Origin of the sequence: Sphingopyxis sp. QXT-31 (genome assembly GCF_001984035.1) — a bacterium.
In the GTDB taxonomy this organism is placed as follows: Bacteria; Pseudomonadota; Alphaproteobacteria; order Sphingomonadales; family Sphingomonadaceae; genus Sphingopyxis.
This window is the reverse complement of record NZ_CP019449.1, coordinates 3,787,501-3,811,166: the sequence shown is the minus strand read 5'-3', so window position 1 is coordinate 3,811,166 and position 23,666 is coordinate 3,787,501. Positions and strand designations below refer to the sequence as shown.

The 23,666-nt window shown below is 65.9% G+C and carries 15 protein-coding genes, 1 tRNA gene and 2 rRNA genes (1 of these 18 running past the window's edge); 6 read left to right on the top strand and 12 right to left on the bottom strand.

All coding sequences use genetic code 11. From position 1 onward, the window contains the following. Window positions 1–78: 78 nt before the first annotated feature. The 8 genes from BWQ93_RS18220 to BWQ93_RS18185 form a co-directional block, all read right to left on the bottom strand. Entirely contained in the window at window positions 79–1,827 is a 1,749-nt protein-coding gene (locus BWQ93_RS18220) for a heparinase II/III family protein (RefSeq protein ID WP_077032527.1), read from the bottom strand. Between the two features lie 18 nt (window positions 1,828–1,845). Then, window positions 1,846–2,517, bottom strand: a complete 672-nt coding sequence (rpe, locus tag BWQ93_RS18215; protein ID WP_077031724.1) for a ribulose-phosphate 3-epimerase — start codon at window positions 2,515–2,517, stop codon at window positions 1,846–1,848. A 170-nt stretch (window positions 2,518–2,687) separates the two neighbouring features. Next, a complete protein-coding gene (locus tag BWQ93_RS18210; RefSeq protein ID WP_077031723.1) occupies window positions 2,688–2,930 on the bottom strand; it encodes a hypothetical protein in 243 nt (80 codons plus the stop codon). Between the two features lies 1 nt (window position 2,931). Beyond that, complete coding sequence (locus tag BWQ93_RS18205; protein ID WP_077031722.1) at window positions 2,932–3,132, bottom strand: hypothetical protein; 201 nt, start codon at window positions 3,130–3,132, stop codon at window positions 2,932–2,934. A 21-nt stretch (window positions 3,133–3,153) separates the two neighbouring features. Continuing rightward, window positions 3,154–4,056, bottom strand: a complete 903-nt coding sequence (locus BWQ93_RS18200; RefSeq protein WP_077031721.1) for an SPFH domain-containing protein — start codon at window positions 4,054–4,056, stop codon at window positions 3,154–3,156. Between the two features lie 250 nt (window positions 4,057–4,306). Beyond that, on the bottom strand, window positions 4,307–5,239 hold the full coding sequence (locus BWQ93_RS18195) for a DUF4886 domain-containing protein (protein WP_077031720.1): 933 nt from the start codon (window positions 5,237–5,239) through the stop codon (window positions 4,307–4,309). 1 nt (window position 5,240) lies between these two features. Next, entirely contained in the window at window positions 5,241–8,315 is a 3,075-nt protein-coding gene (locus BWQ93_RS18190; protein ID WP_077031719.1) for a TonB-dependent receptor plug domain-containing protein, read from the bottom strand. Between the two features lie 33 nt (window positions 8,316–8,348). Further along, complete coding sequence (locus BWQ93_RS18185; RefSeq protein WP_077032526.1) at window positions 8,349–9,680, bottom strand: dicarboxylate/amino acid:cation symporter; 1,332 nt, start codon at window positions 9,678–9,680, stop codon at window positions 8,349–8,351. A gap of 206 nt (window positions 9,681–9,886) precedes the next feature. Between BWQ93_RS18185 and BWQ93_RS18180 the strand changes: the two genes are divergently transcribed. From BWQ93_RS18180 to BWQ93_RS18155, 6 genes are all read left to right on the top strand, one after another. After that, window positions 9,887–11,653: a sensor histidine kinase gene (locus BWQ93_RS18180; protein WP_077031718.1), complete on the top strand. Its 1,767-nt coding sequence runs from the start codon at window positions 9,887–9,889 to the stop codon at window positions 11,651–11,653. Next, window positions 11,650–12,984, top strand: coding sequence for a sigma-54-dependent transcriptional regulator (locus BWQ93_RS18175; RefSeq protein ID WP_077031717.1), 1,335 nt, complete (start codon window positions 11,650–11,652; stop codon window positions 12,982–12,984). Before BWQ93_RS18180 ends, BWQ93_RS18175 begins: the two co-directional genes overlap by 4 nt. Before the next feature lie 275 nt (window positions 12,985–13,259). After that, window positions 13,260–16,307: a TonB-dependent receptor domain-containing protein gene (locus tag BWQ93_RS18170; protein WP_077031716.1), complete on the top strand. Its 3,048-nt coding sequence runs from the start codon at window positions 13,260–13,262 to the stop codon at window positions 16,305–16,307. Window positions 16,308–16,331: 24 nt separating this feature from the next. Next, window positions 16,332–17,648, top strand: a complete 1,317-nt coding sequence (locus BWQ93_RS18165; RefSeq protein ID WP_083721028.1) for a dicarboxylate/amino acid:cation symporter — start codon at window positions 16,332–16,334, stop codon at window positions 17,646–17,648. A 25-nt stretch (window positions 17,649–17,673) separates the two neighbouring features. Further along, complete coding sequence (ggt, locus tag BWQ93_RS18160; protein WP_077031715.1) at window positions 17,674–19,392, top strand: gamma-glutamyltransferase; 1,719 nt, start codon at window positions 17,674–17,676, stop codon at window positions 19,390–19,392. Between the two features lie 72 nt (window positions 19,393–19,464). Then, window positions 19,465–19,890, top strand: a complete 426-nt coding sequence (locus BWQ93_RS18155) for a VOC family protein (RefSeq protein WP_077031714.1) — start codon at window positions 19,465–19,467, stop codon at window positions 19,888–19,890. Window positions 19,891–19,896: 6 nt separating this feature from the next. Here BWQ93_RS18155 and map read toward each other — a convergent pair whose 3' ends face one another. The 4 genes from map to BWQ93_RS18135 form a co-directional block, all read right to left on the bottom strand. Then, entirely contained in the window at window positions 19,897–20,724 is an 828-nt protein-coding gene (gene map / locus BWQ93_RS18150) for a type I methionyl aminopeptidase (RefSeq protein WP_077031713.1), read from the bottom strand. A gap of 100 nt (window positions 20,725–20,824) precedes the next feature. Continuing rightward, window positions 20,825–20,901, bottom strand: a tRNA-Met gene (locus BWQ93_RS18145). A gap of 109 nt (window positions 20,902–21,010) precedes the next feature. Next, a 5S ribosomal RNA gene (rrf, locus tag BWQ93_RS18140) occupies window positions 21,011–21,125 on the bottom strand. Between the two features lie 117 nt (window positions 21,126–21,242). Then, window positions 21,243–23,666: ribosomal RNA gene (locus tag BWQ93_RS18135) — 23S ribosomal RNA — on the bottom strand (it continues 369 nt past the right edge of the window).

Genomic DNA, 23,666 nt, shown 5'->3' with positions numbered 1-23,666 from the left:
ACCCCCATCCAACTTCGCCTAGCCGCTTCAGCGGCAAGGCTGCGTATCCTTCCCCCATCGAGGGGGAAGGAAGCGCCATCAGCCGATATGCTTGAAGATCCACCCCACGCTCACCCCGCCCGCGGGTGCGGTGCCGGTGACGACAAGCTGCTCGCAGGGGTGCGGGCGGCCGTCGCCGTCGACCCACAGGCTCTCTTCGACCGCGAGCGCGCCTTCGCTGGTGCGGAACTGCCACAAGGGGCCGCCCTGGATGCGAAGCAGCGCGCCCAATTTGTCCGCCGTCATGCTCGCCTGCAACATGGGGCCCAGGTGGAAGCGCAGCACGAATTGCTTGTCGCCCTTGCGCCGGCTGCGCGGCGCGGGGAGCAGCTGGTCCTCGCCGCGCAGTTCGCGGCCGTTGGGCGACAGGATCAAGAGGCGGCGGTGGATCAGCCCGTGGCGGCGGACATAGCCGTCGTGGCTCATCTCGAGCCGGCTGCCCTGCGGCGTCTCGTGGCGGTCGAGCTCGACCTCGGTCACCCCCTTGCCGAGCGCGCCGCTGGCCAGAATCGCGGTCGAATTGCTGTCGGCAATGGTCAGCGTCGAATGTGCCGCGGTGGTGCGCAGGCCGCGCGCCAGCTCCTCGGGGATCGTCGCGCCGGAGAGCGCCGCGCCGCCGCAATTGACGATGATCCGGTCGGCACCGTCGCTGAGTTCGAAGGCCAAGGTCGAGGCGCAGCCCGCCTCGGTCACCCTTGCAATGGGGGGCGGCGCGGCGTCGGCGAGCAGCACGACCTTGTTCGCGACGAGCCGCTGGTAACCCCAGTCGCGCGCCTGCTTGAGCGGGCGGGTGCGCACGCCGCTGGCGGTGACGATCGCGCGAATCTGGTCGGCCGAGGTCGCGCCGCTGCCCTGCCAGCTGCCCATGCCGCCGTCGGCGTGGACGAGGCCCAGCAGCGCGGGCACCGCGCGCGTCAGCACCTCCTGCACGAAGGGCGGCACCTCCATGCGGCGCATGTCGTAAATGCGCGCGAGCATCGCCAGCGCCATGATCGCGTCGAGCTGTGCCTGCGGCGAGCGCGCGATATTGCCGCCGTCGGCGTAGAAACTGGTCTCGAGCACCTTGCGCAGCCCCGCCTCGCCGAACACCTGACGCGGCTCGCCGCCGGGCATCAGCAGCGATGCGGCGACGATGCCGGTCCAGGCGACGAGCTGGCCGACGCCCGGCCGCGTCTTGTCGGCGACGCGGTCGAGGTGGCGCGCCGCGCGCGCGAGATGGTTGAGCACCGCCGAGCGGTAGATGAGGTCGCTCGACGACAGGATCAGCGGCGCGTGAAAGGCCCAATAGAGGATGCGCCAGCCGGCATTGTCGGCGCGCCACGCCGGCTCGCTCACCGTCTCGCCATGCGCCGCGAGCCAACCCCGCACCATCGCCTCGGCGATCGGCGCGCCGTCGGCGCGGCTGCCCGTCGATGCAAGGTCGCGCAGCCAGGCGAAACTGTGAAGATAATCGGCAAAGGCGGGCGCCACGTTGAGCTCCGCGAAATCGCATTCGCCGAGCGGCAGTTTCAACCCGCGATGAAGGAAATGGCCGGCGCGGATCGCGGTGCCCGCGCGCGTGTCGCCGGGCACGGGATCGTCGGGCACGCCGAGCAGCTTCAAGGGGAAGCGCCCCTTCAGCCGGAAGGCGTGGAGCGGCGTGCGCCAAGTCAGGCGCGTGAAATGGTTGGCGATGCGGTCGCCGAGCGACAGGCCCTTTTCGGCGGGCAGGCGGATCAGCCTCTTGCCCGGCTCGATCGTGTCGTCGATGTCGGTGCCGATGTCGGGCGCGTCGGTCGGGGCGGTCATCGGACGCACCTTCACCGATCAGGCGCCGCGTAGCCGCCGGATATTGTCGGCATAGGCTTGCGGACCGCCCTTGAAGGTCGCCGTCCCCGCGACGAGCACGTCGGCGCCGGCCGAAATCGCGAGCGGTGCGGTGCCCGCGTCGATGCCGCCATCGACCTCGAGCCGGATGTCGCGGCCCGACTTGTCGATCATCTTCCTGACTGCTTCGATCTTGCGAAGCTGGCTCGAGATGAAGCTCTGACCGCCGAAGCCGGGGTTGACGCTCATGATCAGCACCAGGTCGATGTCGTCGATCAGATAATCAAGCATCTTCGCCGGGGTCGCGGGGTTGAGCGAGACGCCCGCCTGCTTGCCGAGCGACTTGATGTGCTGGACGCTGCGGTGGATGTGCGGCCCCGCCTCGGGATGGACGGTGATGATGTCGGCCCCCGCCGCGGCGAAGGCATCGAGGAAATGGTCGACGGGGCTGATCATCAGATGGACGTCGAACGGCAGCGTGGAGTGCGGGCGCAGCGCCTTCACCACCATCGGGCCTATGGTGAGGTTCGGCACAAAATGGCCGTCCATCACGTCGATATGCACCCAGTCGGCCCCCGCCGCCTCGATCGCGCGCACTTCCTCGCCGAGCCTGGCGAAGTCTGCGCTGAGGATCGAGGGGGCGATGCGGACGGGGGCTGGCTCGGCGGACATGGGGATCGGCCTTAACCGTCTACCCGTGGTGGGGCAAGCGGGGGTGAGGGGCTAGCGGTGGAAAAGCCTGTTTCGCTTCACTCGTCACCCCGGACTTGATCCGGGGTCCCGCTTCTTCGTCGATGCTGGACAGCGGGACCCCGGGTCAAGCCCGGGGTGACGATAGTGTTTTACCGCCATTTCCACCCGCCCTCGGTCCGCGCGCGGTAGATCGGCAGCGGCGCGAGCCCCGCGAGGATCACGAAGATCGTCATCGGCAGCGGCCGCTCGGCGAGGAGCACCGCGACCCCGGTTATGAGCGCGATATGCAGCGCGATCACCAGCCAGCCCTGCCAGGCGATCGGCAGGCCGGTGACGTAGCCGCGGCTCCGGGGCCGGAACCAGGGGCGGTTGTCCGTCAACAGATGCAGCATCTCAGCTCTCCTTGGGCGGGCGGCCGCGTTTCGCGGGCACCGGCGGTTTGATGTTCACCCCGCGCCGCGCCAGCGCCTCGCGCAGCAGCACCTCGATCTCCGCATTGGCGCTGCGCAGCTCGGCCGCCGCGATCCGCTCGACCGCGGCATAGAGCGCGGGGTCGAGGCGGAGCGCGAAGGCTTTTTTGGCGGACGCAGGCATCGGTGTTTTCCGGTCCGGGGCTCAGTAGAGCGAGCCGGCGTTGACGACGGGCTGGGTGTCGCGTTCACCGCACAGCACGACCATAAGGTTCGACACCATCGCCGCCTTGCGCTCGTCGTCGAGCTCGACGACGCCCTTTTCGGACAATTGGTTGAGCGCCATCTCGACCATCGTCACCGCGCCCTCGACCAGCTTCTTGCGCGCCGAGATGACGGCTTCGGCCTGCTGGCGGCGGAGCATCGCGCCGGCGATCTCCTGCGCATAGGCAAGGTGCGTGAGGCCGCATTCGTCGACGGTGATCCCCGCGACGTCGAGCCGCTCGATCAGCGCCTTGCGCAGCTCGACCCCGACCTCGTCGTGATTTCCGCGCAGCGTCACTTCCTGATGCTCGATGTCGTCATAGGGATAGCGCGAGCCGATCGACCGCACCGCGGCCTCGATCTGCGCCATCACGAACTCCTTGTAATCGTCTACGTCGAACAGCGCCTGCGCGGTATCGGTGACGCGCCACACCACCTGTGCCGCCATCTCGATCGGGTTGCCGCGCAAATCGTTGACCTTGATCTTCTCCGAGATGACGTTGTTCGCGCGCACCGCGATCTTCTTGCGCGTCAGCCACGGCAACACCCAGCGCAGCCCCTCCTCGCGGTCGGTGCCCTTGTACGCGCCGAACAGCTGGATCGCCGCCGCCTCATTGGGGTTGATGAGATAGAAGCCGCAGAGGATCAGCGTGCCGACGACCGCCGAGACTACGACGACGATCCATTTCCAAGCGACCATGACCTCGGCATTGCCGTTGCTGATCCCCGCCCAGAGCGCGGCCGCAAGCAACAGCAGCCAGATGAAGAGCATCAGATAACCGCTCTGCGTGCTCGCGCGCCCCTCGCGGCTGCGGTTCAGTGCGGGCGTTCCCGTATCGACCATATTTCCCTCCGAATCACTCGATATAAAGATGATATCATATTTATATCGTTTTCGGCGGAGGTCAATGGGGATTGGGTGGGGGGTGTGGAGGTTCGGTTTGGGGTGGTTTCCAGGCGGTCCTCTATTTCCGTTCGTGTCGAGCGAAGTCGAGACACGCTTGGGGCGCGCCAGCCTTCACGTGTCTCGACTTCGCTCGACACGAACGGGTTTTATAGCGCGGTTTGTCCGCTTCCGCCCGAAACCGGCCGCCCTACGCTGCCTTCAGCGTATCGCTTGCCACCTTCTGCAGCGCCTCGGCCTGCGCGTCCGAAAGCCCGAGTTCGTCGGCGCCCTTCTCCTTCGACCCCAGCACCGTCGGGTCGATCCCGGTGATCGCGCCGAAGGTCACCAGCGCCGAGAGATAATAGCCCGCGACGCTGCCGTGATAATGGTCGTACGCCCACAGATCGAGCTGGCCATAGGCGATGCCGTCATAGGGGTTCGCGTCGGCGACCCCCGTCGCCATCGCGCGGTTCCACGCCTGCCCGACGGGGATGATGCCCTTGACCGCCGGATTGGCGGCGCGCGCGCGGTCGGCGGCGGCGCGCAGATCCTCGGCCATCGCGCCCACCGGCTTGCCGTACCACGGCCCCTTGGGCTGATAGGCCTGGTCGGCGCGGCTCCACGTCGCGGCGAGGCGGATGTCGACCGCGGGATTCTGCGCGGTGAAGAGCTTGGTCAGCCGCGCGACGTTCATCATATACTCGGCGGGATCGCCCGGCTTCTCGCGATTGAGCGTGCTGAACTCCTGCAGCACGACGATGTCCCACGGCCGGTCGAACAGCTGGCGCCGCTCGTCATAATGGAACCCCAGCGACTTGCCGCCCTGCGTCTCGAGGCTGACGTCGTAATCGAGCCCGGCCTGCTCGGCGAAGAGCTTGAACAGCGCGGGCACGCCGCCATAGCCCGCCTTGTTGAGGTCGGTGACGCTGCCCGCGCGCCAGTTGCGCGCCGCCGAATGCGCGCCCTGGGTGAAGCTGTTGCCGATAAACAGGATCCGCGGCGGCGCGGCCTTTTTCCCGGCGACGGGGGTCGCCGCGCCGGCGGCGGTCGGCGCGGGCGCGCTCTCCTTTGCCGCTGCCGCCGGCGCGACGACGAGCGCGGCGGAGCCGATGATCGACCAGATGCCGTGCCCGTATCGCATATCAGAACTCCGTGGTGACCGAGGTGTACCAGTAGCGCCCATAGGGGCTGTAGAGTGACCCTAGATAGCCCTCGGAGGTCAACGGCGGTTTCTTGTCGGCGATATTGCGCACCCCGACGCGCCAGCGCATGGTGCCGCCGAGCCCGGCCGCGTCGCGGATGCGCACCTGCGCATAGAGGTTCGCGGTGAACTGCGACTTCACGCGCCACGGATTTCCGTTCAGGTCGACGAAGCCGGTCTCGTCGACCGCGCCGGTGTAGCGGCCAAAGGCGCCGATCTGGAACTGCCCGAGCGACCAGGTCAGCGACGCGGTGCCGCGCCATTTGGGCCGGCCGTTCGCCTCGATCAGATTCTGCGTTTCGGGCAGCGGGGTCGCGGGGTTGATGTCGCCCGCCTCGCGCGCCTCGACCAGCGCATCGACCGCCGGGCCCGGATCGCGCGAGAATTTGAGCAGGCGCGAGGCGTTGATCGCCAGGTCGAACTTGCCGATTCCGGTCTTGGGCGACTGCCAGTAGAAAGCGAAGTCGAGCCCGCGCACGGTCTGCGGCTGCAGGTTGATGAACTGGTCGCGCACGGTGGTAATCCGCCCGACCGGGGCGATGCCGGTCCCGGCGAAAGCCGCGATATCGTCGGCATTGGCGGCGTCGCGGATGACATTGGGGTTCGACGAGCCGTTCAGCCGCGCCAGATAGTCGAGCGCGATCGCGGTGTCGTTGCCGAGAATGCCGACGATGCCCTTTTGCCGAATCGACCAATAGTCGACGGTGAAGGTCACGCGCCCGAGGTCGCCCTGCAGGAAGCTCGGCTCGAACACCGCGCCGAGGTTATAGTTGGTCGACTTCTCGGGCTTCAGATCGGGGTTGCCCGACACGCGGCGCGAATAGCCGACATTGTTGCCGCAGGCGTTGAAATTGGCGATGCGCCCGGCGCGGAGGTCGACCTCGCAGCGCAGGAAATCCTGGCTGGTCGCGAGGCGGGCATATTCGACCGCATTCACCTGTTCGAGGTTCGGCGCGCGGAAGCCCTGCGAGAAGGAGCCGCGCAGGCGCAGCCCGTCGAACATGTCCCATGCGGCGGCGACCTTGGGCCGCGCGACGCTGCCGAAGTCGCTATAATGTTCGTAGCGCCCCGCGAGCTGGACGTCGAAGCGGCGCATCAGCGGCACGCCCATTTCCTCCGACACGACCGGCACCGCGAGTTCGGCATAGGCCGCGGCGACGGTGCGCTTGCCATAGGTGTCGGGATTGTCGCTGACCGCCGCGGCATCGCTGATCGTCACCGCGCCGGTGACCGCATCGACGAAGGGGCTCGACCCGTCGACCGCGGCATCGCGGTCGTCGCGCTGCGTCTCGCGCCGCACCTCGACGCCGAAGGCCATACCGACCTCGCCGCCGGGCAGCTTGAACAGGTCGGGGCGCGAGGCGCGGAAGTCGCCCATCGTCAGCGTCGTCTTCGACCGGCGCTTGAGATCGAAGGTGATCGCGTCGATCGCCACCTGCGAGCTCGGCGTACAGTCGCCGAAGCTGAGCGTATCGATGCAGCCGCCGTTGAACGGGTTATACGCGTCGGGGGTCGCGAGCGCGAGGCTCTGCTGCAGCGCCGAGCTGCGCACCGCGACGCTCGAATCGACCGCCGAGGCTTCGGAATAGACGAAGGCGCTGTCCCATTTGAACCCCGCCGCCTCGCCGCGCACGCCCAGAAGCCCGCGGATCTGCTCGCTGCTGACCTTGACCGTCTGCGGCCCGGTATCGACGAAGCGATAGGTGGTGAGCAGCACGGGCAGGCCTTCGTTCGGTACATTGGTCAGCCCCGGCAGGCGGTTCGGGCTGCCGACCGGGCCGAAGGGGTTGTAATAGTTGGTCGCGGGGATCCAGATTTGGTTGAGGTTGATCACCGGCGGCTGGATGCGCACCGTGTCCGAGCGGTAATAGCCGAACTCGCCGAACAAGGTGAGGTTGTCGGTCAGGTCGTAATGGCCGTTGGCGAAGGCGTTGTAGCGCTTGACGCTGGGCATCACCGTCGTACCGACCGCGGTGTCGTAGCGCAGTTCGCGGAACGCATTGTTGGTCGCGAGCGCGGTGTTGACGAGGCAGAGGTCGGTGGTGAGCGCGAGCGTGCAGCCGCCGAGCCGCGTGGGGCGCACGGTGAAGGCGCCCGCCGCGGTGGTGAGGTTGGTGGTGCCGCGGCGCGGGCGGCCGCCGGTCACCGGGACCATCAGCGCCGGCCACGCCCCGCGCGTCGCGCGCGCGTCGGGGACCTGCGAGCTCGCAAAATCGGGATCGTCGGCGAAGAAGGGCCGCAGATTCGCCGAGGCGGTGAAATCCTGGTCCTCGGCGCGCAGCGCGCTGCGGTCGGTATATTCGAAAGAGACGGTGATATTGCCGCGCTCGAAGCTCTTGCCCGCGAGGATATTGCCCTGGAATTCGGTGAGGTGCGTGCCCTCGGCACCGCCATATTGCGCCTGGAGGCGGAGGCCGTCGTAATCGTCCTTGAGCACCGTATTGACCACGCCCGCGACCGCGTCGGAGCCATAAAGCGCCGCGGCGCCGTCGAGCAGCACTTCGAGCCGTTCGAGCCCGGTGGTCGGGATCGCGTTCGAATTATAGCTCAGCACCGGCACCGTGCCGGTGTCCGACAGCCCCTGGCTGGCGGGGTGGGTGACGACGCGGCGGCCGTTCAGCAGCACCAGCGTGTTGCCGACGCCGAGCGAGCGGAGGTTCACCGAGCCGACGTCGCCGCGCGCGGCGTTGCTGGTCTGCGCATTGTTGCCGGGGTTGAAGCTGACGTCGCCCATTTGCGGGATGTTGCGGATCAGCTCGTCGCCGCTGACCGCGCCGATCGCGTCGATCCGGTCCTGGCCGACGACGACGACGGGCAGCGCCTCGGTGACGCGCGCACCCTCGATGCGCGTGCCGACGACGACGATCTCGGGCTGGGCAGCGCCGTCCTCGGCCTGGCCCTCTTCGGCGGCGTCCGCCTGCGCGGCGGTCTCGCCGTCCTGCGCCAGCGCCGGTGCCGAAACGAACAGGCTGATCGCCGTGCCCGCCAGCAGCATGGCCGATGTCCTACCCCTCATTGTCCTTCTCCCTTGTCGCGGGCCTTTGGGCCCTTAATCCATGTCCTGTTCGACTGGCGACGCGGCGATCTTGGCCGGCGGCTCGCCGTCGAGCGCCGCGCGCAGCCGGTCGCGGTCGAGCGCATTGTCCCAGCGCGCGACGACCACGGTCGCGACCGCGTTGCCGATAAAATTGGTGAGGCTGCGGCACTCGCTCATGAAGCGGTCGATGCCGAGGATCAGCGCCATGCCCGCGACCGGCACCGACGGCACGATCGACAAGGTCGCGGCGAGCGTGATGAAGCCCGCGCCGGTAACCCCGGCCGCGCCCTTCGAGCTGATCATCGCGACGAGCAGCAGCGCGATCTGGTCGCCGAGCGACAGGTCGACGTTGCACGCCTGCGCGATGAACAGCGCGGCGAGGGTCATATAGATGTTGGTGCCGTCGAGGTTGAAGCTGTAGCCCGTCGGCACGACGAGCCCGACGACCGATTTCTCGCAGCCCGCGCGCTCCATCTTCTCCATCAGGCTGGGCAGCGCGCTTTCGGACGAGGAGGTGCCGAGCACGAGCAGCAGTTCGGCCTTGAGGTAGCGGATGAGCTTGAAGATCGAGAAGCCCGCGAGCCGCGCGGCGATACCGAGCACCACGACGACGAATATCAACGAGGTCAGATAGAAGGTCGCGACCAGCCCCGCGAGATTGGCGAGCGATTCGATGCCATATTTGCCGATGGTGAAGGCCATCGCGCCGAAGGCCCCGACCGGCGCCGCGCGCATCAATATGCCCACCAGCCGGAACACGACCAGCCCGACCTTTTCGAGCAGTTCGCGCACCGGCGCGGCGGGCTCGCCGACCATCGACAGCGCGATGCCGAAGAGGATCGAGACGAACAGCACCTGGAGCAGCGAGTCGCCCGCGAGCGCCGAAACCATCGTCGTCGGGATGATCGCCATCAGGAATTCGACGATGCTGCTGTGCTGCGCCTTTTCGACATAGCCGGTGACCCCCGACGTATCGAGGGTGGCGGGATCGACGTTCATTCCCGCGCCCGGCTGGACCGTGTTGGCGACGATCAGCCCGACGATCAGCGCCAGCGTCGAGAAGAAGAGGAAATAGGCGAAGGCCTTGCCCGCGACGCGGCCGACCGACCGGAGTTCGGTCATGCCCGCAATGCCGGTGACCAAGGTCAGGAAGATCACCGGGGCGATGATCATCTTCACCAGCTTGATGAAGGCGTCGCCGAGCGGCTTCAGTGCCTCGCCGGTCTCGGGCCAGACATGGCCGATGATCACGCCGAGCAGGATCGCGGCGAGCACCTGGACATAGAGCTGTGCATAGAAGGGCTTCGGCCCCGCCGGCGCCGGTTCGGCCCTGTCGATTGCAATGACAGCCACTTAGACTTCCTCCCGAGCACGGCCTTTCGCCGTTGCTTTCCCAAGTTTAGGTCCGGCACCATTGCCGGGCCAAGCGTCGATGATAAACGAGTTAAATTTCTGTTTTTGATTGGTAAATTCAGAAGACCGTGACGCTTTTAGCCGATTTTGTGCGATTTTCCGCATGCATTCTTAAGAACTTGTGCGATAATCCGCACATGACCGACGATGGTGATTCGCGCCCCGTAGGGCACCGGCTGGACCGGCGGCGGCTGATCCTCGCGTGTGTCGTCGGCGCGCTGATCCTGCTCGCCGCGGCGCTCGGCCTGTCGGGCTGGGCAGCACAGAGCGCAGGCACCGCAGCCGAGGGCGAGGCACGGCAGAACGCCCGCGCGCACGCCAGCCTGCTCGAAAGCGAGCTGCAGAAATTCCGCCTGCTGCCACGCGTGCTCAGCGAATTTCCCGACGTACGCGCGGGGCTCGCCGACAAGAGCGACGCCGCGTCGCGGCGGCTCGACCGCGAACTCGAACAGCTTGCGGCGCGCACCGACGCCGCGGTGATCTATGTCATCGACGCCGGCGGCCGGACGATCGCCGCGAGTAACTGGCGCGCGGCGACCAGCTTCGTCGGGCAGGACTATCGCTTCCGGCCCTATTTCCGCGGCGCGATGGCGAAGGGCGAGGCCGAGCTGTTCGCGCTCGGCACCGTCAGCGGGCGCCCGGGCCTCTTCCTCGCACGGCGCGTCGACGCCGGCGGGCGCGCGCTCGGGGTGATCGTAGTCAAGGTCGAGTTCGACAAGCTCGAGGCCAAATGGGCCGACTCGCCCGCGACCACGCTCGTCACCGACCCGGCGGGGATCGTCGTCATGACCAGCCGCCCCGGCTTGCGCTTCCGTTCCTTCGGCCCGATTTCGCCGGCGACGCAGAAGGAGCTGCAGGCGACGCGCAGCTATGGAGACGCGGCGCTGGCGCCGCTCGCGATCGGCGGCGATTATGCGCGCGCGAGCGAAGCGGTGTCGCTGCCCGGCAGCCGGCTGCGCATCCTCCAGCCGACCGCGCCCGCGCGCAGCAGCGCCAATGCGACCGCGCGCGTGATCTTCCTGATCCTGCTGATCCTCGTCGGCGCGGCGATCGTCATGCTGCTGCGCATCGTCGAGCGGCAGGCGCTGCGCCAGGCCGCGCATGAGGCGCTCGAGCATGAGGTTGCCGCGCGCACGCAGGAATTGCGCGAGGCCAATGCCGGGCTCCAGCAGGCGTCCGAACGCCAGGCCGAGGCCGACCGCCGCTACCGCGCCGCGCGCGAGGAGCTGGCGCAGGCGAGCCGGCTCGGTTCGATCGGCCAGATCACCGCGGGGGTCGCGCACGAGATCAACCAGCCGGTCGCCGCGATCCGCAGCTTCGCCGAAAACGCCCTCGCCTATCTCGACCGCGAACAGGGCGACGCGGCGCGTGGCAACCTCGGCCATATCGTCGAGCTCACCGCGCGCGTCGGCGCGATCACCGGCGAGCTCCGCAATTTCGCGCGCCGCGCGCCCGCGCCGCTTGGCCCGGTGCCGCTGCAGTCGGCGATCGACGGCACCCTGCTGCTTATCGGCGACCGCCTTCGCGCCGCGGGGATCGCGCTCGACGTCACCGCCGAGAACCCGGCTGCCAGCGTCCACGCCGACCGCGTCCGGCTCGAACAGGTGCTCGTCAACCTGTTGCAAAATGCCGCCGACGCGGTGCAGGGCGCCGCCGAACCCCGCGTCGTGCTCCACGCGCATGGCGAGGGCCCGATCCTCATCGACGTCATCGACAACGGCCCCGGCGTCGCCGCCGAACTGGTGCCCCAGCTCTTCACCCCCTTCGTCACCGGCCGACCCGACGGGCTCGGGCTCGGCCTCGCGATCGCAAGCGACATCATGGCCGAATTCGGCGGGTCGCTGACCCTCATCCCGTCGCCGCTCGGCGGCGCCGGTTTCCGCCTGACGTTGCGCGCGGCATGAGCTTCTTCACCGACAGCCAGACGATCCTCTTCGTCGACGACGATGCCAGCCTGCGCGCGGCGAACGTCCAGACGCTCGACCTCGCGGGGCTGGCGGTCGAGGCCTTCGCCGACGCCGCGAGCGTGCTGCCGCGCATCGCGCCCGACTTCCCCGGCATCGTCGTCACCGACATCCGCATGCCGGGCATGGACGGGCTCGAGCTGCGCGCCGCGATCCACGCCATCGATCCCGACATCCCGGTGGTGCTGATCACCGGCCACGCCGATGTGACGATGGCGGTGCGCGCGCTCCACGACGGCGCATTCGACTTCCTCGCCAAGCCCTTCGCCGCCGACCATCTCGTCGGCGTCGTCCGCCGCGCGCTCGCGCACCGCGCGCTGATCCTCGACAACCGCCGCCTCAGCGCCGCCGCCGCCGCGATCGACAGCCCGCTGATCGGTGAAAGCCCGGCGATGGAGCGGCTGCGCGAGACGATCGCCCAATTGGCCCAAGCCGACATCGACGTGCTGGTCGAGGGCGAGACGGGGACCGGCAAGGAGCTGGTCGCGCATATGCTCCACCGCCAGAGCCGGCGCAGCGCCGCCTCGCTCGTCGCGGTCAATTGCGCCGCGCTGCCGCACGAGCTCGGCGAGGCCGAGCTGTTCGGCAGCGACCTGATCGACCGCACGAGCGGCAAGCTCGGCCAGGCGGGGCGCATCCGCAGCGCACATCGCGGCACGCTGTTCCTCGACGAGATCGACACGATGCACCCCGCGGTGCAGGCCAAGCTGCTGCGCGTGATCGAGGAGCGCGAGGTCCAGCCGGTCGGCGCATCGGCGCCCGAGCCCGTCGATCTCCGCGTCGTCGCGGCGACCAAGACCGACCTGATGGACGCGGTGCGCGCGGGCGATTTCCGCGAAGACCTCTATTACCGCCTCCACGTCGTGAAGCTGCGCATCCCCCCGCTGCGCGAACGCCGCTCGGACATTCCGCAGACCTTCGCCTATTTCCTCGACGAGGCGGCAGCGAAGATGGGGGCACAGGGTTTCCGCATCGACGATGCGGTGCGCCGCCATCTCGTCGAACACGATTGGCCGGGCAATGTCCGCGAGCTCAAGAATTTCGCCTACAGCGTCGTGCTCGACCTGCCCTCGGACCCCGGCCGCAGCGCGCTCGCCCCCGACATGAGCCTCGCCGAGCGTATGGCGCGCTTCGAGGCGACGATCCTGCGCGATACGCTCGCCGCGGCGAAGGGCGACATTCCCGCGGCGATGGCGCTGCTCGGCGTCCCCCGCAAGACGCTCTACGACAAGCTCGCGCGCCACGCCATCAACCCCAAGGATTTTCGCTGATCCCATAACCATGGCCTATGGGCCGGCCAAGCAATGAGGGCTTCGCGTCCGGGGTCCGCGCGATATTCTCCCCTGCAAAGAGGCGGATACCGGCGCAAGGCCGGCTCCGACCTCAGGGGATCGGGTCGACATATGCGGGCAACAGGACGCCTCGGCGGCGCCGTGCGGAGGGCGCGGCTGCAATCGACATCGACAGCCAGCGCGCGGCATCGGCCGATGAACGGCGATTCGATCGCCGCCGCGTTTCGATTCAACCCAGGGAAGGGGTCGCAGTAATGAAAAGGGGTTTTCGTTTCACCAGCCTGATGGGCGGCATTTCGCTCATCGCCAGCGCCGGCGCCGCGATGGCGCAGGAAACAGCACCGCAGGTCGAGACGCAGGGCGGCGAGGACATCGTCGTCATCGGCTCGCAGATCAAGGGCGCCGACGTCGCGGGCTCGCTGCCCGTCACCGTGCTCGGCGAGCAGGATATAGACGCGATCGCCGCGACCAGCGGCGACGAATTGTTCCGCGCGATCCCGCAGGCGGGCGACGTCGCCTTCAACGAAAGCCGCGACGCCGGCGGGATCAACGACGCGCGCGGCGACGTCGCGTCGATCAACCTGCGCGCGCTGGGCACCGGCAACACGCTGGTGCTGCTGAACGGCCGCCGCATGGTGCTCCATCCGGGCACGCAGGCCGAGAATCTGGTGCCGGTGCAGAGCGTCAACACCAACGCCATCCCCGTGCTCGGGGTGCGCCGGGTCGAGGTGCTGCTCGACGGTGCCGCCGCCATCTATGGCTCGGATGCGGTCGCGGGCGTGATCAACACCGTGCTCAAGGATAATTTCAAAGGCCTGCGCGTCAGCGGCGAATACAGCATGACCGACGACAGCGACCAGCAGGAATATGAGCTGTCGTTCGAGGCCGGACACAGCTTCAACGACGGCAAGACCAACATCTCGCTGTTCGGATCGTTCAACCACCGCGACCCGCTCTACGCGCGCGAGCGGCCCAATTCGCGCTCGGCCGACCTCCGCCCGCTCGTCGTCGGCACCCCGTTCGAGGGCGATACAGATTTCGACAACACATCGGTCGACAGCATCTGGGGCGAGTTCCAGCGGCTGACGAACAGCTTCGCGCGCTCGACCACCGCGGCGCAGATCAACGGCGTGACGCTGACCACCAGCGGCATTTTCCACATCCAGCCCGACACCAACGAAGGCTGCATCGCGGCGACCCAATATGCCGGCACCTGCTGGGACAACAGCTCGCTGTCGACCGCGTCGACCGACAATAATCTGAAATACGACATCAACGACCCGCGCACCGTGCTCGGGCGCAACAACCGCTTCAACCTGTTCGGTTTCCTCAACCACGAGTTCGACTCGGGGCTCGAATTCTATGCCGAGGCGGGCTGGTACCACGCCAAGTTTCGCTCGGTGCGCGAGCAGGAAACCAACCTCGCCAGCCAGCGGCTGATCGTCCCCGCCAACGGCTATTGGAACCCCTTCGGCCCCGTCGGCAGCCCCAACCGCATCCCCGGCCTGACCGGCGTGGCGACCAGCGGCGTGCCGATCGAGCTAATCGACTATCGCCCGGTCGATGCGGGGCCGCTGGTCGTCGACGTCAAGAACGACACGACGCGCTTCCTTGCGGGCTTCCGCGGCGAATTGCTCGGCTTCGATTTCGACACCGCGGCGCTCTATTCGAAGGCGAAGACGACCGACAGCATGCGCACCGTGTCGCTGACCCTGTTCCAGGAGGCGCTGTCGCGCACCGACTCGAGCGCGTACAACCCCTTCAACGGCGGCGATCCGGCCAATCCGGGGACGCTGGATTCGACCCCCAATCCGCAGAGCGTGATCGACGGCTTCATGGTCGATATCGGCCGCACCAGTTCGACCGAACTCTATCTCGCCGATTTCAAGATCAGCAAGAACGACCTCTTCACCCTGCCCGGCGGCCGCGTCGGACTCGCTGCGGGGGTCGAGTTCCGCCATGAGACCTTCAGGGACGATCGCGACGACCGGCTCGACGGCACGCTCTTCTTCACCGCGCTCGACGGCTCGTCGAACGGCAGCGACACGCTCGGCGCCAGCCCGACCCCCGACAGCCAAGGATCGCGCGACGTCTTTTCGGGCTATCTCGAATTCGCGGTACCGCTGGTGTCGCCCGAGATGGATGTGCCGCTGATCCACTCGCTCGACCTGCAGCTCGCGGGGCGCGCCGAATCCTATCAGGGCTTCGGCTCGGTTGCGAAGCCCAAGGTCGCGCTCAGCTGGTATCCGGTGCCCAACCTGCAGCTGCGCGGCTCATGGTCGCAGAGCTTCCGCGCCCCGAACCTGCCGCAGCTGTTCGAGAACGGCATCCAGCGGTCGAACACGCGCACCGACTGGATCCGCTGCGAGGCCGACGCGCGCGCCGGGCGCATAGCCAATTTCGACGCCTGCACGCGCAGCCAGGGCATCGTCAGCAACCGCTCGGGCAGCCGCGACCTCGAGCCCGAGACCGCCGAGAATCTCTCGCTCGGCGCGACCTTCCAGCTCGACCTGGGCGCGGCGGGGCGGCTGACCTTCACCACCGACTATTGGGAAATCCGCCAGAAGAACGTTATCGGCCTGTTCGGCGATTCGAACGCGCTGATCCTCGACTATCTGCTCCGCCTCCAAGGCTCGTCGAACCCGTTCGTCGAGCGCGCCGACCCGACCCCCGAGCAGATCCTGCTCTTCGACGGCACCGGGCTCGACCCGGTCGGCGACGTGATCCAGGTGATCGACAACTACACCAACCTTAGCCCGCGCAACGTCCGCGGGATCGATTTCGGCCTCTATTACAATGTCCGCGACACCGGGTTCGGCGATTTCAGCCTGCGCCTCAACGCCGCGCGGCTGCTCGAATTCTTCCAGGTGCCGGGCGCATTGCAGCAGAGCCTGCTCGACGCGCAGGCCTCGGGCGAGATCGATCCGACGATCAACGTCACCGGCGCCGCCGACCTGATCGAGGAGAATGGCCGCCCGAAATGGCGCGGTTCGGCGAGCCTCAGCTGGCGCTACAAGGGCTGGGGCGCGGGCTGGTTCGCTTCTTACGTGGGCCCGGTCAGCGACACCTCGGCCTCGCTCGCCGACGGCACGCGCTTCCGCGTCGACGACTTCCTGTCGCACAGCGTCTATGTACAATATGAGGCCGAGGAAGGCCTGCTCGAGGACACGCGCTTCCGTGTCGGGGTTCGCAATCTTTTCAACGAACTGGCGCCGCTCGCCGATCAGACCTATGGGTATATCGGGGATCTGTACAGCAACCGCGGCCGTCAGTTCTACGCCTCGATCAGCAAGCGTTTCTGACGTCCGACGGCACGAGAGGACATTATGACCGACGCCGCGCCGAAACCCGCCGCCCCCGAACCCGCCACCTCGGCGCCCGGCCCTGTGGGCCGCGCCTTCGGCGTCTGGTTCGGGATCGCGCTGTGGAAACGCATCCTCGCGGCGCTCGTCGTCGGCGCGGTCGTCGGGCTGCTCTGGGGCGAGGGCGCGACGGCGATCGGCTGGATCGGCGAAATCTTCGTGCGGCTCATCCGCATGCTCGTCGTGCCTTTGGTCTTCCTGACCATCGCATCGGGGGTCGCGGCGCTCGCCGATCCGAAACGGCTCGGCAGCATCGGGGTGAAGACGCTCGCCATGTATGTCTTCACCACCGCGCTCGCGGTGACGACGGGGTTGATCGCCGCGACGCTGATCGGCCCCGGCGAGGGCGCGAGTTTCGCCGACGCCGTGCCGCGCGCGGTCGCCGAACCCAAGGATCCGGCGCGGATGTTCATCGAGATCATCCCCGACAATCCGATCGGCGCGATGGCGAGCGGCGCGACCCTGTCGGTGATCTTCTTCGCCATATTGGTCGGCGCCGGGGTGATCGCAGCGGGCAAGGAGGGCGAGCCGGTGCGCCGCCTGCTCGCCAGCGGCTCCGAGATCATGCTGCGCATCGTCGGCTTCGTGATGGAAACCGCTCCCTTCGGCGTCTTTGCGCTGATCGCGGTGGTGATGGGTACCAGCGGTCCGGCAAGCTTCCTCGCGGTGCTCAAGCTCGCGATCTGCGTGCTCGCGGGGGCGACCTTCGTCACGCTGGTGATCCACGGGCTGATCGTCGTGCGGCTGCTCGCTTGGCTGCCGCCCTTGCCCTTCTTCCGCGGTATCGCCGATGCGATCATGGTCGGTTTCTCGACCTCCTCGTCGAGCGCGACCTTGCCCGTCGCGATCCGCGTCGCCGAGCGCAACCTCGGCGTTTCCTCGCCCGTTGCCTCGACCGTGCTGCCGCTGGGCGCGACGATCGGCATGGACGGCGCGGCGATGTATGTCGCGATGCTCACCTTGTTCGCGGCGCAGGCCTTCGGCGTCGAGCTCAGCTTCGCCGACTATCTGGTGATCGCGGGGACGACGACGACCGTCGCCATGGGGGTCGCACCGGTGCCGTCGGGCTCGCTCTTCGTGCTCGCCGCGGTGCTGAATGCGATCGGCATCACGCCCGCGCAGACGGCGATCATCGTCGGCTTCATCCTGCCTTTCGACCGCATCCTCGACATGATCCGCACCGTCCCCAACGTCACCTGCGACCTCGCCATCGCGACCGCGGTCGCGCGCTGGGAGGGCGAGATGAACGTCGATGTTTATAAGTCCGTCAAGGATATATGAGGCCTCCCAATATGATCTCTCGCCTATGATCTTCCGCCGTTTCGTCGCCGCGACGCTGTCGCTCGCGCTGCTGCTGCCCGCGCCGCTGGCGGCGCAGAGCCGCCACCTGCTCGAATATCCGTCGATCCATTCGCCGACCGTCGGCACGCGCGGCATGGTGGTCAGCCAGAATGCGATCGCCAGCGAGGTCGGGGCGCAGGTCTTGCGCGACGGCGGGAATGCGGTCGATGCGGCGATCGCGATGGGCTTCGCGCTCGCGGTGACGCTGCCCCGCGCGGGCAATCTCGGCGGCGACGGCTTCATGACAGTCTATGACGCGAAATCGGGGCAGGTCCACACGCTCGATTTCCGCGGCGTAGCGCCCGCCGCGGCGACCCCCGCGATGTTCGTCGATAACAAGGGCAAGGAACGCGCCGAGGCGAGCTATGGCTATCTCGCGCCCTCGGTCCCTGGCACCGTCGCGGGGCTCGACATGGCGCACCGGAAATGGGGCAAGCTGCCGTGGGAACGGCTCGTCGCGCCGGCGATCAAGCTCGCGGGCGAGGGCGTCAAATTGACCGCCGACGAAGCCTTCGTGTTCAGCTGGGGCAAGGAACGGCTGTCGAAGAGCAAGAGCGGACAGGCGGTCTTCTACAAGCCTGGCGGCACGCTCTACGCCAAGGACGAACTGTTGAAGCAGCCCGACCTCGCCTGGACGCTCGGCGAGATTGCGAAGCACCGCGCCGACGGCTTCTATAAGGGCGCGGTCGCGAAGCGCATCGCCGCCGACATGAGGGCGCATGGCGGGCTGATCACCGAGGCCGACCTCGCGGCGTACAAGGCGATCGAGCGCGCACCGCTCGTCGGCAGCTATCGCGGCCACACGATCTACACCATGCCCCCTGCGAGCGCAGGCGGCGCGACCCTGCTCAACATCCTGAACCAGCTCGAGCATTTCGACCTCAAGGCGATGGGGCCGAACAGCGCCGCGTCGCTGCACATCATGGCCGAGGCGATGAAGCTCGGTTACGCCGACCGCTACCGCGCGCTCGGCGACCCCGGCTTCGTCACCGCGCCGGTGAAGGGCTTCACCTCGAAACCCTATGCCGCCGAGCGCGTGAAATTGATCGACCCGAAGAAGGCCAAGCCGATGCGCGAGATGCCCGTCGGCGACCCGCTCGCCTATGAAAGTCCCTCGACGACGCATTTCTCGGTTGCCGACAAGGACGGCAATGTCGTCTCGACCACCTACACGCTCGGATCCGATTTCGGCTCGGGGGTGATGGCCGCGGGGACCGGCGTGTTGCTCAACAACCAGATGAACAATTACAGCCACGAACAGGCGTGGGAGGCGCAGCGCGACGGCACGCCGCCGCCCTCGAACGCCCTTGCGCCCGGAAAACGTATGCTTTCCACGATGATGCCGACGATCGTGATGAAGGACGGCAAGCCCTGGCTGGTCACCGGCACGCCGGGCGGCAGCACGATCATCACCTCGGTCGTGCAGGTGATCGTCAACACGATCGACCACGGCCTGAACGTCGCCGAAGCCACCCACCAGCCGCGCATCTACCAGGGCAGTGTCGACACGCTGCGCGTCGAGCCCAATTTCAGCCCCGACACCGTTGCGGCGCTGGAGGCGATGGGCCATCCGGTGACCAGCGACGAGACGATGGGCAGCGCGCAGTCGATCATGATCGAGAACGGCCTCTTCCTCGGCGCCGCCGACCCGCGCCGCCCCGGCGCGCTGGCGGTCGAGCCATGAGGTGGTGCTTCCGCGCCGGGGCGATCATGCGCCCTCTCGCCCTTCGCGCCGATATCCTGCAGGAGCGCTGACATGTCCGACCTTGCCCCCTTCCATTTCGCCTTTCCCGTCGACGATCTCGCCGCGGCGCGCCATTTCTATGGCACGGTGCTCGGCTGTCCCGAGGGGCGTAGCGACACCGACTGGATCGACTTCAACCTCTACGGCCACCAGATCGTCGCGCACTGCGTCGGCGACAAGCGCGGCGCGGTCGCGGGGCATAATCCGGTCGACGGCCATGCGGTGCCGGTGCCGCATTTCGGCGTCGTGCTGCCCCCCGCCGAATGGCAAGCGCTCGCCGAGCGGTTGCAGGGCCATGGCGTCGAGTTCGTGATCGAGCCGCACACGCGCTTTCCCGGCCAGCCCGGCGAACAGTCGACGATGTTCTTCCACGACCCGTCGGGCAATGCGCTGGAATTCAAGGCTTTTGCCGATCTCGGCCAACTGTTCGCCAAATAGGGCGGATCAGCGATAGGGCGGGCGGTGCAGCCCCTTGGGACTTTGCGTGAAGATCTCGGCGCCGCTTTCGGTGATGCCGATCGAATGTTCGAACTGCGCCGACAGCGACCGGTCGCGCGTCACCGCGGTCCAGTCGTCGTCGAGAATCTTCACCCCCGGCTTGCCGATGTTGATCATCGGCTCGACCGTGAAAATCATCCCCGGACGCAGCTCGGGGCCCGTTCCCGGGCGGCCATAATGATGCACATCGGGCTCGTCGTGATAGACGAGGCCGACGCCGTGGCCGACGAAATCGCGGACGACCGAATAGCGATGCTTCTCGGCATGGCGCTGGATCGCATGGCCGATGTCGCCCAGACGATTGCCCGGCACTGCGGCCTCGATGCCGAGCATCAGGCACTCATAGGTGACGTCGACCAGCCTTTTCGCCTTGATCGGTACGTCGCCGACGAGGAACATCCGGCTGGTGTCGCCGTGCCAGCCGTCGACCACCGCGGTCAGGTCGATGTTGAGAATATCGCCTTCGCTCAAGAGCTTGGTGCCGGGGATGCCGTGGCACACGACATGGTTGACCGAGATGCAGCTCGCGTGGCGATAGCCGTTGTAGCCGATGTTGATCGGCACCGCGCCCGCGGCGACGATCGCGTCGCGGGCAAAATCGTCAAGCTCGCCGGTGCTGACCCCGGCCTTGACCAGCGGCACGAGCGCGTCGAGCGCCTCGGCCGCGACCCGCCCCGCGCGGCGCATGCCGGCGAAGGCCTCTGGCCCGTGCAGCTTGATCGCGCCGGTGCGCGTGCGCGGCGTGGCGGGGGTGAGGTCGACATAGAGGTTCATGGGTGAAAGATAGGTCCTTTGCGGCCGCTTATCCAGCGGCGAAGGCCGCAGCGTCCGGTTTTCGGGCACAAAAAAGCCCGCCGAAAGGCGGGCTTTTTGTTGGTTGCGGGAGTAGGATTTGAACCTACGACCTTCAGGTTATGAGCCTGACGAGCTACCGGGCTGCTCCATCCCGCGCCACCAATGTACGGCCGTAGGCCGTTAAACAGCAAAAGGCCGGCATTTCTGCCGGCCTCTAACTTTGTGAATGGGTTTTTCGCTTTTTCGACCTTACGCCGGCTGCAATGCCTGGCGACGTCCTACTCTTCCAACGCTTAAGCGGTAGTACCATCGGCGCTGTCAGGTTTCACGGCCGAGTTCGAGATGGGATCGGGTGGGTCACTGACGCCATGGTCACCAAGCAATGAAGCCGGCGTAGGGTCAAAAAGGGTTTCAATCGATGCCCGTGCAATATGGACTGATCTTCAATCATCCACCTCGCGGACAATCTCTCAGGACTGTCGTTGATGGCGGGACTCTTAAGTGCGAATAGAGCAATTAGTATCGGTTAGCTCCACACGTTACCGCGCTTCTACATCCGATCTATCAACGTGGTGGTCTTCCACGGCTCTGTGAAATCTTATCTTGAGGGAGGCTTCCCGCTTAGATGCTTTCAGCGGTTATCCCGTCCATACATAGCTACCCTGCTGCGCGGCTGGCGCCACGACAGGTACACCAGAGGTATGTTCAACCCGGTCCTCTCGTACTAGGGTCAACTCCTCTCAAATTTCGACGCCCACGGCAGATAGGGACCAAACTGTCTCACGACGTTCTGAACCCAGCTCACGTACCACTTTAATTGGCGAACAGCCAAACCCTTGGGACCTGCTCCAGCCCCAGGATGTGATGAGCCGACATCGAGGTGCCAAACGATTCCGTCGATATGAGCTCTTGGGAATCATCAGCCTGTTATCCCCGGCGTACCTTTTATCCGTTGAGCGATGGCCCTTCCACTCGGGACCACCGGATCACTATGACCGACTTTCGTCTCTGCTCGACTCGTCAGTCTCGCAGTCAGGCAGGCTTATGCCATTGCACTCTAACAGACGGTTTCCAACCGTCCTGAGCCTACCATCGCGCGCCTCCGTTACTCTTTAGGAGGCGACCGCCCCAGTCAAACTACCCGCCACAGAGGGTCCCTGATCCAGTTTCATGGATCGAGGTTAGACATCAGAAAACAACAGGGTGGTATTTCACCTATGGCTCCACGACAGCTGGCGCCGTCGCTTCAAAGCCTCCCACCTATGCTACACAGTTCTTTCCTAATGCCACTCTGAAGCTGCAGTAAAGGTGCACGGGGTCTTTCCGTCTAACCGCGGGTACTCCGCATCTTCACGGAGAATTCAATTTCGCTGAGCATCTCCTGGAGACAGTGGGGAAGTCGTTACGCCATTCGTGCAGGTCGGAACTTACCCGACAAGGAATTTCGCTACCTTAGGACCGTTATAGTTACGGCCGCCGTTTACCTGGGCTTCATTTCGGAGCTTGCACCCCTCCACTTAACCTTCAGGCACCGGGCAGGCGTCAGGCCCTATACGTCGTCTTGAAGCCGACTTAGCAGAGCCCTGTGTTTTTGCTAAACAGTCGCTACCCCCTGGCCTGTGCCCCCTCAAACCGGTTGCCCGGAATGAGGGCCTCCTTCTTCCGAAGGTACGGAGGCAATTTGCCGAGTTCCTTCAGGAGACTTCTCTCAAGCGCCTTGGTATACTCTACCATCCCACCTGTGTCGGTTTAGGGTACGGTCTATAATGGAGGGGCTATTTCCTGGAACCTCTTCAAAGCCTGCTCAATCCAATAAGAGCAGACAATTTACGAGATCCGTCACACACCTCCAGGCCCACGAATATTAACGTGGTTCCCATCGACTACCCCCTTCGGGCTCGTCTTAGGGGCCGGCTTACCCTGCTCAGATTAGCTTTAAGCAGGAACCCTTGGGATTTCGGCGAGAGGGCATCTCACCCTCTTTATCGCTACTCATGTCAGCATTCGCACTTCCGATACCTCCACGACCCATTACCAGATCGCTTCATCAGCCTACGGAACGCTCCGCTACCGCGTGTAGTAAACTACACACCCTAAGCTTCGGTGCATCACTTTAGCCCCGTTACATTTTCGCCGCAGGAACCCTTATTTAGACCAGTGAGCTGTTACGCTTTCTTTAAAGGATGGCTGCTTCTAAGCCAACCTCCTGGTTGTTTTGGGATTCCCACATGCTTTACCACTTAGTGATGACTTGGGGACCTTAGCTGTAGGTCAGGGCTGTTTCCCTTTTGACGACGGACCTTAGCACCCGCCGTCTGTCTGCCGGATATTACTCATGGGTATTCGGAGTTTGGTTAGAATTGGTAGATCTCGCGACCCCCGCATCCATCCAGTGCTCTACCCCCCATGGTATTCATCCGACGCTCTACCTCAATAGATTTCGCGGAGAACCAGCTATTTCCCGGTTTGATTGGCCTTTCACCCCTAAACACAACTCATCCGACAATTTTTCAACATTGAACGGTTCGGCCCTCCAGTGCGTGTTACCGCACCTTCAGCCTGGTCATGCCTAGATCACCGGGTTTCGGGTCTAATGCAACAAACTCAGTCGCCCTATTCAGACTCGCTTTCGCTGCGCCTACACCTAACGGCTTAAGCTTGCTTGTTACACTAAGTCACTGACCCATTATGCAAGAGGTACGCAGTCAGGCCTCAAGGGCCCTCCTACTGCTTGTAGGCGTTCGGTTTCAGGTACTGTTTCACTCCCCTCATCGGGGTGCTTTTCACCTTTCCCTCACGGTACTAGTTCACTATCGGTCATGCAGGAGTACTTAGGCTTAGAGGGTGGTCCCCCTACGTTCAGACAGGGTTTCACGTGCCCCGCCCTACTCAAATCCTTCGACATCACTTTCGCATACGGG

Excerpts from the sequence above, each read along its gene's own strand:
- BWQ93_RS18175 (WP_077031717.1), top strand. The coding sequence starts at position 11,650 with ATGAGCTTCTTCACCGACAGCCAGACGATCCTCTTCGTCGACGACGAT.
- rpe (WP_077031724.1), bottom strand. The coding sequence starts at position 2,517 with ATGTCCGCCGAGCCAGCCCCCGTCCGCATCGCCCCCTCGATCCTCAGC.
- BWQ93_RS18155 (WP_077031714.1), top strand. The coding sequence starts at position 19,465 with ATGTCCGACCTTGCCCCCTTCCATTTCGCCTTTCCCGTCGACGATCTC.
- BWQ93_RS18200 (WP_077031721.1), bottom strand. The coding sequence starts at position 4,056 with ATGGTCGATACGGGAACGCCCGCACTGAACCGCAGCCGCGAGGGGCGC.
- BWQ93_RS18190 (WP_077031719.1), bottom strand. The coding sequence starts at position 8,315 with ATGAGGGGTAGGACATCGGCCATGCTGCTGGCGGGCACGGCGATCAGC.
- ggt (WP_077031715.1), top strand. The coding sequence starts at position 17,674 with ATGATCTTCCGCCGTTTCGTCGCCGCGACGCTGTCGCTCGCGCTGCTG.
- BWQ93_RS18205 (WP_077031722.1), bottom strand. The coding sequence starts at position 3,132 with ATGCCTGCGTCCGCCAAAAAAGCCTTCGCGCTCCGCCTCGACCCCGCG.
- BWQ93_RS18170 (WP_077031716.1), top strand. The coding sequence starts at position 13,260 with ATGAAAAGGGGTTTTCGTTTCACCAGCCTGATGGGCGGCATTTCGCTC.
- BWQ93_RS18195 (WP_077031720.1), bottom strand. The coding sequence starts at position 5,239 with ATGCGATACGGGCACGGCATCTGGTCGATCATCGGCTCCGCCGCGCTC.
- BWQ93_RS18210 (WP_077031723.1), bottom strand. The coding sequence starts at position 2,930 with ATGCTGCATCTGTTGACGGACAACCGCCCCTGGTTCCGGCCCCGGAGC.
- BWQ93_RS18165 (WP_083721028.1), top strand. The coding sequence starts at position 16,332 with ATGACCGACGCCGCGCCGAAACCCGCCGCCCCCGAACCCGCCACCTCG.
- BWQ93_RS18220 (WP_077032527.1), bottom strand. The coding sequence starts at position 1,827 with ATGACCGCCCCGACCGACGCGCCCGACATCGGCACCGACATCGACGAC.
- BWQ93_RS18180 (WP_077031718.1), top strand. The coding sequence starts at position 9,887 with ATGACCGACGATGGTGATTCGCGCCCCGTAGGGCACCGGCTGGACCGG.
- map (WP_077031713.1), bottom strand. The coding sequence starts at position 20,724 with ATGAACCTCTATGTCGACCTCACCCCCGCCACGCCGCGCACGCGCACC.